This window comes from Atribacterota bacterium, from assembly GCA_028717805.1.
Taxonomy (GTDB): Bacteria; Atribacterota; Phoenicimicrobiia; order Phoenicimicrobiales; family Stramentimicrobiaceae; genus Stramentimicrobium.
In genome coordinates, this window is record JAQUNC010000007.1 from 49,238 (window position 1) to 66,441 (window position 17,204).

At 34.6% G+C, this 17,204-nt stretch carries 15 protein-coding genes and 1 riboswitch; of the genes, 1 reads left to right on the forward strand and 14 read right to left on the reverse strand.

Going from position 1 to position 17,204, the window contains the following annotated elements; genetic code table 11:
• Positions 1-50: 50 nt before the first annotated feature.
• The 3 genes from PHD84_02935 to nadE form a co-directional block, all read right to left on the reverse strand.
• Complete coding sequence (locus PHD84_02935; GenBank protein ID MDD5636758.1) at positions 51-959, reverse strand: RimK family alpha-L-glutamate ligase; 909 nt, start codon at positions 957-959, stop codon at positions 51-53.
• A 198-nt stretch (positions 960-1,157) separates the two neighbouring features.
• Positions 1,158-1,589 (reverse strand): YbhB/YbcL family Raf kinase inhibitor-like protein, encoded by a 432-nt coding sequence (locus tag PHD84_02940; GenBank protein ID MDD5636759.1) that lies wholly within the window; start codon positions 1,587-1,589, stop codon positions 1,158-1,160.
• Positions 1,590-1,718: 129 nt separating this feature from the next.
• The gene (nadE, locus tag PHD84_02945; protein ID MDD5636760.1) at positions 1,719-2,636 is read right to left on the reverse strand and encodes an NAD(+) synthase; all 918 of its coding nucleotides are present in this window, start codon (positions 2,634-2,636) and stop codon (positions 1,719-1,721) included.
• A gap of 123 nt (positions 2,637-2,759) precedes the next feature.
• Between nadE and PHD84_02950 the strand changes: the two genes are divergently transcribed.
• Positions 2,760-3,509 (forward strand): HAD family hydrolase, encoded by a 750-nt coding sequence (locus PHD84_02950; protein MDD5636761.1) that lies wholly within the window; start codon positions 2,760-2,762, stop codon positions 3,507-3,509.
• Between the two features lie 31 nt (positions 3,510-3,540).
• On the opposite strand, the gene PHD84_02955 is transcribed toward PHD84_02950, so the two are convergent.
• The 11 genes from PHD84_02955 to PHD84_03005 form a co-directional block, all read right to left on the reverse strand.
• A complete protein-coding gene (locus tag PHD84_02955) occupies positions 3,541-4,122 on the reverse strand; it encodes a LysE family transporter (GenBank protein ID MDD5636762.1) in 582 nt (193 codons plus the stop codon).
• 63 nt (positions 4,123-4,185) lie between these two features.
• Positions 4,186-4,677, reverse strand: coding sequence for a molybdopterin adenylyltransferase (gene mog, locus PHD84_02960; protein MDD5636763.1), 492 nt, complete (start codon positions 4,675-4,677; stop codon positions 4,186-4,188).
• Between the two features lies 1 nt (position 4,678).
• A complete protein-coding gene (moaC, locus tag PHD84_02965) occupies positions 4,679-5,671 on the reverse strand; it encodes a cyclic pyranopterin monophosphate synthase MoaC (protein MDD5636764.1) in 993 nt (330 codons plus the stop codon).
• 3 nt (positions 5,672-5,674) lie between these two features.
• Positions 5,675-6,685, reverse strand: a complete 1,011-nt coding sequence (gene moaA / locus PHD84_02970; protein ID MDD5636765.1) for a GTP 3',8-cyclase MoaA — start codon at positions 6,683-6,685, stop codon at positions 5,675-5,677.
• Positions 6,669-8,648 (reverse strand): molybdopterin biosynthesis protein, encoded by a 1,980-nt coding sequence (locus PHD84_02975; GenBank protein MDD5636766.1) that lies wholly within the window; start codon positions 8,646-8,648, stop codon positions 6,669-6,671. The genes moaA and PHD84_02975 overlap by 17 nt, the downstream gene beginning before the upstream one ends.
• A 227-nt stretch (positions 8,649-8,875) precedes the next feature.
• Entirely contained in the window at positions 8,876-10,147 is a 1,272-nt protein-coding gene (locus tag PHD84_02980) for a molybdopterin molybdotransferase MoeA (protein ID MDD5636767.1), read from the reverse strand.
• Positions 10,148-10,236: 89 nt separating this feature from the next.
• Positions 10,237-10,354, reverse strand: a riboswitch (molybdenum cofactor riboswitch).
• A 615-nt stretch (positions 10,355-10,969) separates the two neighbouring features.
• On the reverse strand, positions 10,970-11,236 hold the full coding sequence (locus PHD84_02985) for a hypothetical protein (GenBank protein MDD5636768.1): 267 nt from the start codon (positions 11,234-11,236) through the stop codon (positions 10,970-10,972).
• Between the two features lie 847 nt (positions 11,237-12,083).
• Positions 12,084-13,247: an iron-containing alcohol dehydrogenase gene (locus PHD84_02990; GenBank protein ID MDD5636769.1), complete on the reverse strand. Its 1,164-nt coding sequence runs from the start codon at positions 13,245-13,247 to the stop codon at positions 12,084-12,086.
• Positions 13,248-13,304: 57 nt separating this feature from the next.
• Positions 13,305-15,122 (reverse strand): aldehyde ferredoxin oxidoreductase family protein, encoded by a 1,818-nt coding sequence (locus PHD84_02995; GenBank protein ID MDD5636770.1) that lies wholly within the window; start codon positions 15,120-15,122, stop codon positions 13,305-13,307.
• A 23-nt stretch (positions 15,123-15,145) separates the two neighbouring features.
• Positions 15,146-16,468, reverse strand: a complete 1,323-nt coding sequence (locus tag PHD84_03000) for a TRAP transporter large permease subunit (protein MDD5636771.1) — start codon at positions 16,466-16,468, stop codon at positions 15,146-15,148.
• Positions 16,458-16,973 (reverse strand): TRAP transporter small permease subunit, encoded by a 516-nt coding sequence (locus PHD84_03005; protein MDD5636772.1) that lies wholly within the window; start codon positions 16,971-16,973, stop codon positions 16,458-16,460. Before PHD84_03005 ends, PHD84_03000 begins: the two co-directional genes overlap by 11 nt.
• Between the last annotated feature and the right edge of the window lie 231 nt (positions 16,974-17,204).

Sequence of the window (17,204 nt, forward strand, 5' to 3'; positions counted from 1 at the left end):
TAGAACTATCATTCCTAACTCAATTTTATTTTTTCATTCTTACTATTTGATTACGATAAAAGCCCTAATCTGATTTTGATAAAATCGAAGATGACATCAGGAATACTAACATCACAGCAACTTTCAATTCCTTTAAAACCCGGTGAAGAGTTGGCTTCACAAATTTTAAAACTCTCTCCATCAAATAACAAATCAATCCCGGCAATATCTAGATTTAATACTCTGCCGCACTCAGTAGCTAACCACTCAACTTCTTTACTTGCCGTAAAAGCTTTTACTTCACCACCACGAGAAAAATTGGCTTTAAAATTACCATCACGAGAGATTCTTTCCATACAGGCAATTACTCTGCCTCCCACAATGAATACTCTTAAATCATGCCCTTTACTTGTTTTAATGAATTCCTGGATAATAAAATTAGCCTGGGTTTTGGCAGTATCGATTAATTGCATTAGGTCTTCCAGATGTCCTTGATTTTCACATAAAAAAACTCCACTGCCCTGTGAACCAGAGATAGTTTTAACTACTATAGGAAAACCTATGGTCTCTTCAATTAATTCAATATTTAAGGGATATCTAGCCAGCATAGTACGGGGAACAGGGAAATTATTGGCAGCTAAGATCTGTTGTGTATATAATTTATCTTTAACTATTTCAATGCTCTGTGAAGAATTAAAGGTATTAACCCCCAATCTCTCCAGATGTCGAATAACTGCCAGGGAAAAATAAGGTGTACTGGCACCCTGTCTTGGTAATAAAAATTGTGGTAATTTGGTATAATTATTATCCACGATTACACTTTTATTGTCATCCCGATTAACCAGCAAATCAAATTGTTCCGGACATAATATTTTTAAACTTATATCTCTTTGTTCTGCTGCTTCAAGAAAGCGATTCATTTCATATTTATCTGATGTTATTTCACTCTGCCGCTGTTTATAAAGAATCCAGCCTTCCATATATTTTCTCCTATTTATTATTTATTAATAGAATTTTTCTTTTTTATCTAACTTGAAAAGGCTTTAAAATATTTTTTATTCTGAATAGCATCATGAAATTGAATTCTAATAAATTACCTCTATCACCTTCTAAGAAGGTGTTTCCCAAGGTCAAATAAAAAAAGTGTGCTTCTAACAATAATCTAAAAAAAGTAAAACTTATTTGCGCAGATAAAGACCTACTAATTCTGCTTCTGCTAAGATATGTCCTTCCATGGCTTTTAATAAATCTTTTTTGCGACAACCCTCTTCTAAATCGAGTTTTGTATCCAGGGCATATAGTTTAAAGAAATAACGATGGGTACCGGATGGAGGGCAGGGACCTCCGTATTCTAATTTCCGAAAATCATTTAATCCCTGAGTACCGGGCACTTCACCCTCTTCTATCACATCAGTTACATGAATATTAAAAACAATCCAGTGGATCCAGGTGCCTGCCGGTGCATCAGGATCCTCTACTATCAGTGCTAACCTTTTTGTTTCTTGCGGAATATCCTCAATGATTAAACTAGGACTGATATCTTCTCCATCGCAGGTAAATTTTTCAGGAATATACTCTTCATGTTCAAAGTCAGGACTACTTAATTTCATTTTCTAAACCTCCTTAAAATAAATTTTCTGACTCCTTCATCTTTAAGAATCTTTTTAAATTTATATTTATGTAAATATTATAAAACAAAATATTTAATTGTCACCCATAATAAAATTTAATTTCTATCATCATCTTAGTGAGCCAGCATAATAGGCTAAATCAAATACATATACTATCTGTTCTAATGCTATGCCCAGTAACTGACTTATCTCTTCAGGTGGCAAACCATTTTCTTTGGCTAATAATATTAAGTCTATCTCTTCATAAGGAAGCCCAATCATAGTTCGGTCATCCAGACCAGGCAACAAATCCGGTGAAGGTTCTTTCTCTATTAAATGGTTAGATATGTTCAGATACTTAGCTAACCGTCTTACCTGAGTCTTGTATAAACCTATGATGGGCATAATATCAGCCAGATGATCACAACCATATTTTACAAAAAGACCAATGTGCTGTTCTGTTTTATTGGTACAACCAACCACAATTCTACCTTCCAATTCTGCATAATAATAGAGTATTGCCATTCTAAAACGGTTTTTTGCTTGCAGAATTGCCTGGCCTCTCTGGATATAGTTATGATAAGGTTTCCCCTCTTGTCCCTTTAACTTCGAGGCAAAGGGAGTTTCTCCGCTAATGCTCTGATAATATTGATAGGCTTTTTTAAATAGAAAGCCTTTTATCTTATTTTGGAAAGGGATTTTACTGGCAAAACCATATTTTTTTATTTTAAGGTCTCTCAAAAAAGGAGTAATATCAATGACCTCCCATGGTATCCCCAGCTCCCTGACAAGATCAAAAGAATCTCGCAAATGCATCTGGCTTGATTCGCTATCGGGTAGCAGAAGGGCTTTTACCATATCTTTTCCCAATGCCCTGACACACAAGACAGTTACTACTGATGAATCCAATCCTCCGCTCAATCCAACAATGACACGCTGTTTTTTAAATTCCTTTTTAGATTTAATAATATCTTGTACCAGGTCATGACAAACATTTTGAGCATCTATTCTTATCTTATCTTTCAGATACTCGAGTTTTTCATTCATTCCAGAAATACACTTTCTTTTTTTTATTACAATAATTTTATTAATTAGGACTAAAAATTTACTAATTTTCTGGTAAAATAGAAAAAAATATCTATAATAATATATTAGCGGGTAAAATAAAAAATGACAAAAGCAATTTTATTTGATCTTGACAACACCTTAATATTATTCGATGAAGTGAAATTTTTCAAAGCCTATATTAAAAAAGTCGCTCCAATTATGTCTGATATTGTCTCACCCCATACCCTTTGGCGATTGGTGCTAAATGCTACCAAAGCGGTTTTGCACAACAATGGTAAATTAACAAATCAGGAAGTTTTCTTTCATACCTTTACTCAGGGACTGGAAGATAAAACTGAAGAAATATGGAATCGCTTTCAACAATTTTATGAAAATGAATTCGACCACCTAAAAACTTTAATTACTGTAAATAAAGGTGTTTCAGAAATTTTTTCTATCCTTTCTCAGAAAAGAATAAAAATTGTGATTGCCTCCAATCCCTTCTGGCCATGTTCAGCAATGGAAAAAAGAATGGCTTGGGCAGGCTTAACTAAAGAACAGGTTCATTTAATTACCCATCTGGAAAATATGCACTTCTGTAAACCTCGTTTGGAATATTACCAGGAAATCTGTAATAAAATTAAGATAAATCCCGAAGATTGTCTGATGGTTGGAGATGATCCGGTTAATGATATGATAGCAGGAAAGACCGGTATGAAAACCTTTTTAATCACTGATAGTAGAAGGTTTAGTAATACATTAAGGATTATTAGTAAAAAAATAAGATTTAGCAGAGGCAAAAAGCGGGTCAAGCCTGATTATACCGGTTCTTTAGTTCAAGTTCAGAAAATTATCCCGTCATTTAATTCATAATTATCCTGTTTTAACTATCAGGTAGTATAAATCACGCTCTAAAGGCAGCTATTATAACATCATAAATGAATTTTCCACTAAAGAACAAAAGAAATATACCACAAACAGCAAAAAGAATCTGCTGTAATCTCCGCCCGAAAAATCGACCACCTTTAAAGGTCAGAGAAGAAAGAAAAAAGTACCAGCAAAAATCACAACCCCAGTGCAACAGAATAAAAGAAATTAAGCCAACTAATCCGAATTGATAAGCACCAGTGATTAACATAGCTCCTATGGTTGCCCACCATATTAAAAAATAGGGATTGGCAATACTCAATACAATACCGGCTTGCAAGGGAGTATAGGAAGAGGTAGTCTGTCCTACTCTGGCATTAGATATATTTTTCAATAATCCAATTCCCATTTTAAGTAAAAATAAACCTCCCAAAATACCTATAACCATCTTAATCCAGTTAATTTCCAGAAATTTACCCAGACCAACTATTATTAATAAGATAAGTGGTAGTTCTACCATGAGGTGTCCCAAAGCAATAAAAGCACCAGCTTGAGGCTGCTCAGTGCCTTTGCTTACCGTTACAGCGGTAATGGGTCCGGGAGCCATTACTCCTGACAAAGAAATAAGAACTGCTTTTAGTAAAAAAGAAATAAACATTTCTTTGGTACATTTTTCTCCATATTATTCATTACCACATTCGATTGCCTCGCCCTTTAATAGAGCAATGCCATGAGGTAGGGCTTCTAAAATAACATTGAGTGATTCCCGTACTCCTTTAGGACTACCCGGTAAATTAATGATGATGCTTTTGCCTCTAATACCCGCTATAGCTCGGGATAATATGGCATGAGGTGTTTTTTTAAAGCTTTCCATTCTTATAATCTCACTTATTCCAGGTACTGACTTTTCTATAACAGCTCTAGTTGCTTCAGGTGTCACATCTCTCTGTGCCAAACCTGTACCGCCGGTGGTAAGAACCAGATCGGCATCATACATCTCAATAGCTTCGATTAATGTAGTTTTAATTACACCCAGTTCGTCTGGAACAATTGTATACCATACCACCTGGGCTTTTACTTTTTTCAGTAAATTTTCTATAGTCTTTCCGCTTATATCTTCTCTTTGTCCTTGCGCTCCCTTATCACTTACGGTAATAATGGCAACCTTAATCATATCAAGCTATCACCTCTATAGAGTCCCCTACCTGAATAGTGCCTCCCCTAACGACTTGAGTAAAAATCCCTTCCTGTGGCATAATAGAACGAACTTTCTGTTTACGAACCACAATATCCACATCATGGTCTTTACCTATCTGAGTAATACTAAGGATAACTTCTGGTCCTATCTTAATTATAGTACCTATGGGATATTGGTATAAATCTTCCAGACCCTGAAAGACTATATTCTCAAAGAGGTCTCCATAATTCAGTTCATACCCTTCTTCCTTTTTCTTTTCCAAACTGGATAGACTTAACAGGCTTACCTGTTTATGATCTATTCCTGCATGTATATCTCCTTTTAGCCCAACATTTTCAATCACAATGGCGCTGGGTACTTGCTTTTTGGGAATTTTTCGGCTATCTCCCACACAAACTGCTAATACCACTCCTTTTTGCTGGTTTTCTCTATTAACTGCTTCCTCTTGATTATCCTGTACTCCTTCATGTTCTATCTTGAGATATGATTTTCCCTGATAATGACCACTCTGCCCACCGTCTTTTTCCACCAGGTGAATATGACTTATTTCCATACCCCGTTCTACTGCCTTGCATATATCGTAAATGGTAAGGGCAGCCACTGTTACAGCATGCAAAGCCTCCATTTCCACTCCAGTTTTACCAGTAGTCATGACAATGGAACGAATTAAGATGCTGTTCCTTTCTTCCATAAAGTAAAAATCCATATCCACATTGGTCAGGATAAGAGGGTGACAGAGGGGAATCAATTGACTGGTCTGCTTGGCAGCCATGATTCCAGCAACCTGAGCTATACCCAAGACATCTCCTTTAGCCATCTTTCTATCTCTAATCAAAGCAAGGGTTTCCGGTTTCATGATAACTTCCCCTTCCGCAATAGCAATCCGGTGAGTATCCTGTTTTTCTCCCACATCAACCATACGCGCCCTTCCTTTTTCATTTAAGTGGGTGAACCATTTCTCACGATCCATTAGCTAACCTCCTATCTCAGACATATTAAATTCAGAAATATGATTATCTCTGATATGATGTCTGAATGGTTTAATGCGTATCGCTTCTTCCAGACTTTCCTGGATGATCTTTCTTCGCAAATTTCGGTTTTCCAAAGGTAGAGACCGTAATCTCCCTTTAAGGTTAATTTCCTTAGAACTATAAAGACAAGGCCTTAATTTCCCTTCAGCAGTTAATCGAATACGGTTACACCTCGCACAAAAATGCTGACTGATTGCAGTAATGAAACCTATCGTTCCTTTTGCGCCAGGCAATTGATAATAAACCGCAGGACCACAAGCCTCTTCATTTAATGACGGTTTTAAATCAGAAAATTTTATTTTCATCTTTTCTAGAATAGTTTGAGCAGAAACATAGTGTTTCATATTCACTTTGGTTAATTGCCTATTGGTAGGCATTAATTCGATAAACCGAACATAAACTGGCTTATCGAATGTCAGCTGAATAAAATCTTCTATTTCGTTCTCATTGATTCCTTTTAATAAAACTACATTTATTTTAACTGGAGTTAAGCCAATTTTCAAGGCAGTATCAATGCTTCGTAATGCCTTCTCCAGCCCATCAAATCCGGTAATTTGTTTAAATTTTTCTCTTTGTAATGAATCGAGGCTAATATTAACTCTTTTCAAGCCGGCATTTTTTAAAGAAGTTGCCAAGTCAGCCAGAAAATAACCATTGGTCGTCATGGAAATATCCTCTAATGTTCTTATCCGGCTTAATTGCTTGATTAAATCAACAATTCCTTTTCTAACTAAAGGCTCCCCTCCGGTCAATCTAATCTTCGTCATTCCCAAATCACCAGCAACCCGGGCAATCTCTGCAATTTCTTCATAACGAAGAATCTCTTGATGAGGAATAAAGTAAAAATTTTTCTCTGAAGTAGAACAATAAATGCATCTAAAGTTACAACGGTCAGTCAATGAAATTCTGAAATAGATAATTTGTCGATTATACGAATCAATTAATTTTTCCATTTAATAATATGTTGCCACATTCGTTTAGATCATATCCACCAAGCTGGGCAACCTGCTCCTTAAAATGATTTGTTCTTATTATTTCTAATATCTTTTTTATTCTCTGGCTATGAAAATATCTTTCGGGAATAATTAAATCATAGCGCTCTTTAATGAGAGGGACAAAGTCCAGATTAAATGCTTTAGCAGCTGAAAAAATTCCTAAACCTACATCTACTCTTTGGTTGACAACTGCAGAAGCTACCATTAGATGGGTAAATTCCTCCTGATTATATCCTTGAATTGAGGTAGGATTAATATTGTTCTTTTTAAGCAAATAATCTAAAAGAATCCGTGTTCCCGACCCTTTTTGTCGATTAATATAACGAATATCATCTCTTGCTAAATCTTTTATTGCCAAAATGTTTTTAGGATTGCCTTTTGCTACCATAAAGCCCTGCTGTCTAAAAGCCATATTTACTACCGCGACACTTTGACTTATTAAAACACGCTTGATATAGGGAAAATTATATTCTCCACTTTCCACATCCAAAAGATGAGAAGTTGCCAGGTGGGCAATCTCCTGTTTCAATGCTAACAGTCCTCCCATACTTCCGGTATGAAAAGATGCTAGACGAAATTCTGGCGAATTGGTTTGCAACTCATTCTTTAAAATATCCAATATCAGATCATGACTGCCGATAATAATTATGGTGTTATCTATATTAAAATCATGCTCTAATAATAATTCTGCTTCAGTTTCTTCTTTAAAGCTCAAACCTTCGCTAAGTGACGGTATTCTAATAAGTGCATCAGCTTCTACCAATGACGAAATAATCCCTGCTCCGCGATTTAAGGGATATGCCATTATTTTATCATCAATCTTAGCTAATTTTACCCGAAGAAATTCTTCATTTCCTAACTTGGAAACTATCTTTTTAGCCATTAATACCTTGGTCTTAATCCTTCCTGGAGGGCTCAGCCTTAAACTTTTATAAACCAAAGGCAAAACAAATTCCCATGCTGCTAATAAGTAAGAAACCGGGTATCCCGGTAAACCAATAACGGGAATACCTTGAACCATCCCGGCTAATGTAGGCTTTCCTGGCATCATAGCTATACCATGAAATAATATTTCTCCCATATCTGCCAGTACTTTTGCAGTAAAATCTTTACTACCAGCAGAGGTTCCTGCAATTACTGTAACAATGTCATTATCTTTTACTGCTGACTGTAATATCTTTTTTAAATCCTCTTTAATATCACGAATAATTGGATATATAACAGGCTCTCCACCCCATTGAATCACCGAATTTGATAACATTCTAGAATTAAAATCAAGGATATCCCCTGCTTTTATCTCTCCTTCATCAAGTCCGACCAATTCTTCTCCAGTGGGAATAATAGCAACTTGCGGCTTCTTCCAAACCTCTATTTCTGATATCCCTCCTGCCATTAAAGCACCTATATCCACCGGTCTAATTTTATGATTCGCAGTTAATATGAGTTGGTGAGTGACAATATCTTCTCCTATATTACGAACATTCATACCCGGGGAAACAGATTGAAATATTTTCAGTTGCGCGAAATTCTCTTTCTGATTCGGCACATTACTATCCGTTCTAACAGGAACTACATCTTCAATTTTTATCACTGAATCAAATTCTTCTGGTAAAGGATCTCCGGTATTTACATATAAAAAATCTTTCTTATGACTTAGAATAATTGGATTTTTTTCTGAGGCATCCTCTGCACTGCGGGAATGTACGGCTATTCCATCCATGGCTGATGCAGTATAATGCAAAGAAGATCTTCTAGCAAAAACAGCTTTAGAAGTAATTCGCTCAAGCGATTTTTCTACCGAAAGCAACTCATGTTTGGAGTTTAAAGTAATTAGACCTTCTGTAATGGCTTTCTCGATTTTTTGCTTTGCTTCCTCTAAGGATATTTTCTTCAAATAAATATTTCGTTCCATCATAAACATATCGTAAGGGGATTCTCCCCTTAAACCCCTTATATTGTAAAAATATTCCTTCCTTTTTCATTCTCTATTTTTACTACTCAAAAACTATAATTTCAAATATACCTTGTTTTATAATATTGTTTAGTATATTTGTCCAGCAAGGTCGTAAGGGGATTCTCCCCTTAAACCCCTTTTTTCATTAACTCTATATCAGTTTCGCTTAAATATTATAATATATTGTAATAAAACTAAAATATAGTAACGCTAACCTTTTCTCCCTGATATAAACCTTCTTGATTGAGTTTGATAGTAATATATCCATCAGCTTTGGCTAAAGAAGAAATAATTCCAGACTTACCCAAAATCGGTTCAGCCCACAGTTGGTCATTCTTACTTTTCAGTACTACCCTTACATATTCTTCTCTGCCAGCATCTGAAAATACATTACTTTCTAGTAAGGCATCAACCATTTTTCTTTGTCCAATATGAAGTATTTCACCTTTTAAGTCAAACATTATTCTTTTTACCACATTATCAAAAACCATCATGGCTGAAACAGGGTGTCCGGGCAAACCAACAAATAATTTTTGTTTATTTAAAGAAAGAATAGTAGGTTTACCAGGTTTTAAGGCTAAGCCGTGAACCAGGACTCCAGGTGAACCAAGATTATTCAATACATCTAAGGTATAATCTCTAATACCCACTGAACTGCCTCCAGAAATTAAGACTAAATCAATTTCCGGGGTATCTAAACATTTCTGAAGTACATTTTTCAACATCTTTTCATTATCTTTGATAATGCCAGCATAATAGGGAATACAACCTACTTGCTTTACTGCTGCACCAAGTGCAAAAGAGTTAATATCACGAACCTGGCCTGGTTCAGGTTTTTGATTTATAGAAATAATTTCATCACCGGTAGAAATAATTGCCACTACTAGTTTTTTGAAAACTTTGATTCTTTCTAAACCCAGGGCTGCTAACAAGCCAATATCCTGTGGTCTCAAGTAACAACCTTTTTCTAAAACTCTTTCATTTTTCTTGATATCTTCATCTTTACGCAATACATTTTCCCAGGGAGCTACTGAACGACTTATTTCAATCACTGTAGGGCTTAAGTCTTCTGTATACTCCAACATAACTACTGAATCAGCTCCTTCTGGTAACATCCCTCCAGTTGAAATTCTTGCCACTTGTCCCTTTTGCAATACATAAGAAGGTTTTTCTGACATCTTTATCTCACCAAGCAAATCAAGATAAGCTGGCAAACTATCACTTGCTCCATAAGTATCACTAGCCTTAACTGCGTATCCATCCATAGTTGATCTATTAAATCCAGGTATATTCTCAGTTGAAATAACATTTTCTGCTAACACTCTTCCATAAGCATGGATAAGGTCTATTTGCTCATCACGATTCTTAAAAAATGTAGCAAAATCAAAAGATTGACGAAAAATTTTTAGGCTTTCTTCAATTGTTGTGACTTTAAATAGTGGTTGAACCATAAAAACATACATCATCAGGGGATGCTTCCCCTGAAACCCCTCTCTTAAATAGTATATAGTAAATTTTGGTTATTGGTATATTAAAAAATCCTGTATGGAATTACCGTACAGGATTTTTTTCTTCTTTCCAATACGGGAGGCTCAAAAATTTATTAATGAACCTAGCGGTTAACTACCATAGAACAGGTCTTTAGGATAGTTAACTCGAAGAAATTTGTTCATTTTACCAAATAACTTACTAATTATACCTAAATTAGTCTATTTTTTCAAAGAATAATGCCAATTATATGAAGTGAGCATATCTTTTGTTAGCTACTCGGTAGGTTGTTTCCAAAAAACAAATAAAATCTTACACTACCTTTATTTATTATGCTCAAAACCTTCTTCCTGCCTTCTTCCCTAGAAATTCTCCTCTTACTATTTTCTTCAATAAGGGATGAGTATATATTTGCTATCACAATATTCATGATCAAAGTTCCTATTTTAGTCTAATGGATACAAAAACCTATTAAATCAGCTAAATGCAAGGATCCAATAAGTAAATTTGCTCCTAATTTCATTGCCACATCATACCCTAAACTAATGTAATTCCTTCTACATATAAAAAAAGCTTCATTAATTAGAGATCCTAAATTTCTACTCACAATTCCACCAGTAGATTATCTTCCAAAACCTATATTTCCCAAACTGATTACCGAATTTTTGAACTTTTTTGATTATATTTTCTGATGTAAATAATCCAGGAATTATTTCAACTAGCTGTATTGCCAAGCTAAGTTAAAAAATGCATACTAATAAATGGCTCTGTATTATTTAATGTATCAGATAGTTCAGTACTCAATAAAGAAATAGTTTACCATTAACATTAACTTTCTCTATATCAAATTCTAATTTTCCTTTTTCATCTACTATTTTTACAGTAAACGCTTCATTAATTTCAAAAAGATCAATATAGCTAATTCTCAAATGTAACTTTCTTAAAAGTTGCTTGATAGCTTTTGCAGAACTAATACATTTAATGTTTGGATCAATGCCAACAGAAGCATAAGCTCTAATGTGTACCATTGTTTCTAATTTTAGTTCTTTAGACCTATCTTCAGACATAACTAAAACAGCTGATGCATTATCGGCTCATGTGCAACTAAAACCTGCTGTTACTGTACTATTTTAGAAAAGCTATTGATAGTATCTTTAATTTTTCCAAAAAAGTATCAACTCGAAGGGCTTTGTCTACCTTAAAGAAATGGGCTAATAATCTTTATTAACTGCCAACAATTTTTATTAGTAAAACTTCTTCTTGTAATTTTCCTTTTACCAAGACTTATTGGGCTTTATGTTGACTATGTAAAGTAAATGGATCTTGGTCTTTTCGAGTGATATGATATTGATCAGTAAGTTCTCTCCACCTCTCCTATCAAATAATTTGTTAAAGACCAATGATTTTACAATTGGAACGCCTAAGTCTTCTGCAATCAATTCTTTTAATATACCTCCAAAACCACCTTAAACTAAACAAATCCCTTCTATAATTATAGCATTGTTACCTATTTATTATTTCCCCTATTTACCCATTAAAAGAAGTCTAAAAAGGTTTTATTTAGAAATACAAAAGCAATTCTTAAGTATTGCATTACATAATATTATAAAAATATTTTTTAGTACAATTAATTTATTGTAGATATTACATGGTTTGCCTAAATATAGACTTGCATAAAATAACTAGTTTTGTGATATGAATTTCATCATATATAATTATGAGAGCGGCTAAACAAACTCGTTATAATCTTTAAGATAAAAGCCAATTCTTAATTAAATGTAGAGAAATATCATTTATGGAAAGTTTTTATTAGCATTATTTATTTTATAAATAAAATATACTATTATCTAAAAGTAATCTTAATATTATTTTAAAAACTTAAACCCCAGATAGTAAAATAAGGGATTTTAATAATTACCAAGCATTGTGATAAATTTTAATAATATCTTCTAGATTAAGTTTCCTGGGATTATGCACTAGCAATCTTTCCGCCTTTACCGCAATTTTAGATAATTCTTCAATATGTTCTTTACTAACACCTGTAGCTCTCAACCTTTGTGGAATACCTATATCTTCAGAAAGCCTCCTAATTGCACTAACTGTCTTACTTGCACTTTCTATAATTGAAAAACCATCTACCTGCTCTCCTAAAGCTGCTGCAATATTTTTAAATTTTTCATAATTTCCTGGTAAATTAAACTCTATGACTGATGGCAACATTAACGCATTAGATAAACCATGGGGAATATGATATTTACCACCCAAAGCTAAACCCAAAGCATGTACAGCGTTACATCCTGCAATCGAAAAAGAAATTCCAGCAAAAAGACTAGCAATAGACATGTTATAACGTGAAGCCACATCCTTATCTCCCTGAAAAACAGCTTTCCTAAGGCTTCTACCAATTAAAGAAATCGCTTTGAAACTAATAGTATCTGTAAATATATTTGCATCTAGCGAGGTATAAGACTCAATTGCATGACATAAAGCATCCATACCTGTATGACCAGTAATTTTTGGAGGCATACTCAATGTCAGAATCGGATCAACTATTGCAAGATCAGCAAATAAATAAGGACTATATATAACAACTTTTTCTTCATTTTCATCGATTAATACAGAAACATTTGTTACTTCACTTCCAGTCCCAGCAGTTGTAGGAATCTGTATTTTTTTTAATCCTGGTTTCCGTAGTTTATCAAAACCATAATAATCATTGAGCTTACCTCCATTAGTAACTAATACAGAAACTCCCTTAGTTACATCTATAACACTCCCTCCACCTATTCCTACTAGGAGGTTGTAATTTCCTCCTTCCATTTCTTTTACACAATCATATACTACTTTTGCATGAGGTTCTGGTTCAACTCTATCAAAAATACCTACAACTAAATTATTATTTTCCAATATATTCTTTATTCTATCAATTATTCCAGCTTGTACAATTCCTATATCTGTGATTATCAGAACTTTATTTGCACCTAATTTAGTCGCCTCTTCTCCAATATTTTCAATTGAATTATTCCCTATTAATATCTTTGAAGGAGTTAGTATAGAAAAAATGGATTCTATTTTCATATCCTCTCACCTTTCTTTATATTGTATAATATCGCGGTATTTTCAGTAGTAATTTAATCATTCTAAATTTATTTCAACCCTTCCAAATTCATCCCATTCTCGAATTTGATAATATCTCTCCAGCATTCGGTCTAATTGAGGATTCTTTTCCGCATAACCTCCTTTCACCCGGGCAGATTTTAGAAGTCTAGGAGGGAGAGTATCATCCATGCGAGTAAAGCCGATCTTGTTATTAAAAGCCCTTTTTAGATTGAACAGTTTATTTCCCAAAAGTAATAAGCCTTCAACATCCAATTCCCAATTGGTAACTAAATTCAGCCACTGGGTTATTTGTTCCGGTCCAATGCCTCCTAGAATGATAAATTTACAAATCCCCAAGGCATTCAACACTGTCATAAAATTCTGCATCTTGATCACTAAGGCTACATTTTCTTCCCAGCTTCTTGTTGGCCCAAACCCAATGAGAGAGGGATTAAATCTGCCACTCTCTGCTATATAACTAAGACTCTCCAAATGACAAGCTCCTCGATTTGCTGTGGCGTAATTTAAAGCCATGGTTGCCCAAAGCCGGGGATCATGAAAGGCTACTTCTAAACCTTTTACATGCATAGCAAATTCTCTTGCGATACCCCCAATATGAGACGCAGCATTTTTAGTTCCTTCAGAAAGGATGGCACCAATAGCATCCTTGTTCGTAATTTTGGTAATCAGTTTCAATATTGCATCCCTGTTTCCCCATTCGACCTTGATACCCCCAGTATCTTTCTCGGTGATAAGGCCATTTTCGTATGCCTCCATGGCAAAGGCAATGACACTGCCTGCAGACATAGTATCTAGACCGTATCTGTTACATAGATCAGCTGCTTCAATCAGGGTAGCTAAATCATCATTCAAGAGCATGGAACCCAGACCAGCGATGGTTTCATATTCTGGTTGCTCTGTTTCCTCGCCCTCATATGGTCCACTTAAAATCTTTACCGTTTTTGCGCATCTGATCGGACAGGCAAAACAACTGTGATGCTTGACAAATGCTTTTTCTGCCATAGTCTGCTGGCTTATCTTCAGTGATTTTTCTTCCCAACTTGTTCCACGCCAATTCATGATGGGCAGGTCTCCAGACATTTCTGCTCCGGGAACTGAACCTGAAGTACCATAATGGGAGAAGGCTCTAGTGGCCTCTTTGATCGATGGAATATAGCCTTTGATTGAACGAATTAACGCATCCTTGTTTTCAAGGTCAACCCTTTTTGTACCCCTTACTACTATGGCCTTTAACTTCTTTGCTCCCATCACTGCACCCAATCCGCCTCTGGCTGCTACACGCATCTCATTGTACTCTGTAAACACTGAAATACCAGAAATCTTGACCAAATTTTCCCCAGCAATTCCAATACACATGGAGACTGCCTGATTATCAACTTCTTCTTTCAATCGTTTACTAGCAGTAGAATTATCTTTTCCCCATATCCTCTCAGCTGATCTTATTTCTACTTTATCATTATCTATCATAATATATACTGGCTTGTCAGCTTTGCCTGTGATATAGATACCATTATAACCAGCTTTTCTTAACTCAGCACCAAAATATCCACCCACAGTCGATTCACTCCAGCTATTAGACAAAGGTGATTTGGAACAGATTGAAGTCTTACAAGCTGAAGGAACGGGGGTGCCTGTCAATAAACCAGGGATAATGAGTAAGGGCATTTGAGGAGAAAATGGTGAGAGGCTATATGCTTGTTCTGTATAAAGAATATAAGAAGCTATACCACTGCCACCAAGGAAATCTGAATATAAGTCATCAGAAAATGATTCTGCCCTGATTTCGTTATTGGAAAGGTTGATTCTAATATTCTTTCTTTGGAAATAGTTCATATTTAACTCTCCTCACGTGAAGTTTAATAAATACCCATTACCGTTGGTATCCAGAGTACTAACTGGGGGAACAATATAGTAATGATTAAACCTATTATTTGCAATATAATAAAAGGGGTAATACCCCTATAAATATCCTTTAACTGGACACTGGATGGTGCTATTCCTTTTAAATAAAATATTGAAACTGCAAAAGGAGGTGTTAAAAAAGAAGTTTGAAGACATACGGCAGTAACTATACCAAACCAGAGAGGATCAAATCCTAGTTTGGGAACCATAGGAGCAACGATAGGAATAAATATTAATAGTATTGGAATCCAATCTAAAAAAAATCCCATTATAAAAATAAGTAATAGTATTATAGAAAGGATTCCATAAGAACCTATTTTTAGACTTAGAAAAAAATTAGTAATTAAATTGCCTCCTCCTAAAGCCAAAAAAACCCCTCCAAATATTTTAGCAGCTACAGTTATGATTATTACAAATGAAGTAACAATCATTGTTTCATAAACAGATTTTTTCAATTTTTCCCAAGTAAGTTTACGATAAATAATGGCAAGTCCTAAACTACCAATAACTCCAATAGAGGCGGCTTCAGTAGGAGAAGCTACTCCTAAAATAATTGAACCTAACACGAGAATAATAACAAAAATAAAAGGAAATACATTAATTGTAAACATCTTTAAAATATCAACAATTTTATATCTCATTTCTTCTGAGGGTAAAGAAGGAGCAAGTTCTGGTTTTAATTTACATATAACAATTATATAAACAATATATAACACCGACAATAATAGTCCAGGTAAAATAGCCCCTGCAAAAAGACTGGGAATTGGTAAGCCTGCTAAAGGTCCATATAAAATAAGAAGAACACTCGGTGGAATTAAAATACCTAAAGTTCCACCAGCCAAAATAGTTCCTGTAGCTAATGGTTTATTATAACTATATTTTAACATACTCGGTAATGCAAGCAAGCCCATGACTGTAACTGATGCACCTACTATTCCTGTAGCAGCAGCAAATAAGGTACATATTATAATGGTAGCTAAAGCAAGAGATCCTTTTACTGGACCAAGAATGATTCTTATTGTTTTATAAGCTCTTTCAGCAACTCCTGATGCTTCCATGAATGTACCCATAAATACAAAAAGAGGTACTGCAGGTAAAACATTACTCCCCATGATTGACCAGGTATTTAAAATCATCTGACTAAACACTCGGCTCCCCCATCCAAGATACCCACCTATTACTGAAACTCCCGCTAAAACAGCAAATAATGGAAAACCAAGGAAAATAAAGATAGCTAAAAATACAAACATTAAAAGAGCTATTAACTCAGGATCCATTATCTGTCTCCTTTCCCAGTAGTAAAAATATAGAACGAATAAATTGAGCAATTCCCTGAAGTAATAAAATACCCATTGCTACTGGTAAAACTGTTTTTAAAGGATAAATTACCGGTCTCCAAGTACCACTAGCGCTCACTTCTTTTATCCTCCATGAAAAGGTAGCAAAATCAATTCCTTTAATAAAAAGAATGGCTATTGCCGGAAAAAATAAGAGTAGATATAGAATAATATTAACAAATGCCCGTACACGGGGTGAGAAAAAGTCAGAAATCAAAGTTACTTTTACATGTCTATCTATAGAAAGTACATACCCTGCCCCTAATAAAAAAATTACTGCATATAACATATAGCTTAAATCATATGCCCAGAGAGTTGGGGAATTGAATAAATATCTAGAAATTGCTTCATAAAATAAAGCAAAGGTTAGAAAAATAATCAACCAGGCACTCACTTTTGCAACTAATTCACTAATCTTGTCAATAAACTTAAGAAATGCATTCATGTTAATTCCTTTCTTTGAATTAAAAACACTTTAGAAGACTATTTTTCATCAAAATTATTCTTAAAACTAAGATTCCTTTCTTTGTAGTTCTAAAACTAAAAAATTTAGAACTACAAAGAAAGGAATATCCATACTTTTATTACTAATTCTCCGGCCAGTAATAATCAGCTAAGAAAGAGTAATCCGGTACAAACTTTTTCTCATAAGGTACAACTATTTGTGCATAAGCTT

Excerpts from the sequence above, each read along its gene's own strand:
- PHD84_02935 (MDD5636758.1), bottom strand. The coding sequence starts at position 959 with ATGGAAGGCTGGATTCTTTATAAACAGCGGCAGAGTGAAATAACATCA.
- PHD84_02940 (MDD5636759.1), bottom strand. The coding sequence starts at position 1,589 with ATGAAATTAAGTAGTCCTGACTTTGAACATGAAGAGTATATTCCTGAA.
- nadE (MDD5636760.1), bottom strand. The coding sequence starts at position 2,636 with ATGAATGAAAAACTCGAGTATCTGAAAGATAAGATAAGAATAGATGCT.
- PHD84_02950 (MDD5636761.1), top strand. The coding sequence starts at position 2,760 with ATGACAAAAGCAATTTTATTTGATCTTGACAACACCTTAATATTATTC.
- mog (MDD5636763.1), bottom strand. The coding sequence starts at position 4,677 with ATGATTAAGGTTGCCATTATTACCGTAAGTGATAAGGGAGCGCAAGGA.
- moaC (MDD5636764.1), bottom strand. The coding sequence starts at position 5,671 with ATGGATCGTGAGAAATGGTTCACCCACTTAAATGAAAAAGGAAGGGCG.
- moaA (MDD5636765.1), bottom strand. The coding sequence starts at position 6,685 with ATGGAAAAATTAATTGATTCGTATAATCGACAAATTATCTATTTCAGA.
- PHD84_02975 (MDD5636766.1), bottom strand. The coding sequence starts at position 8,648 with ATGTTTATGATGGAACGAAATATTTATTTGAAGAAAATATCCTTAGAG.
- PHD84_02980 (MDD5636767.1), bottom strand. The coding sequence starts at position 10,147 with ATGATGTATGTTTTTATGGTTCAACCACTATTTAAAGTCACAACAATT.
- PHD84_02985 (MDD5636768.1), bottom strand. The coding sequence starts at position 11,236 with ATGTCTGAAGATAGGTCTAAAGAACTAAAATTAGAAACAATGGTACAC.
- PHD84_02990 (MDD5636769.1), bottom strand. The coding sequence starts at position 13,247 with ATGAAAATAGAATCCATTTTTTCTATACTAACTCCTTCAAAGATATTA.
- PHD84_02995 (MDD5636770.1), bottom strand. The coding sequence starts at position 15,122 with ATGAACTATTTCCAAAGAAAGAATATTAGAATCAACCTTTCCAATAAC.
- PHD84_03000 (MDD5636771.1), bottom strand. The coding sequence starts at position 16,468 with ATGGATCCTGAGTTAATAGCTCTTTTAATGTTTGTATTTTTAGCTATC.
- PHD84_03005 (MDD5636772.1), bottom strand. The coding sequence starts at position 16,973 with ATGAATGCATTTCTTAAGTTTATTGACAAGATTAGTGAATTAGTTGCA.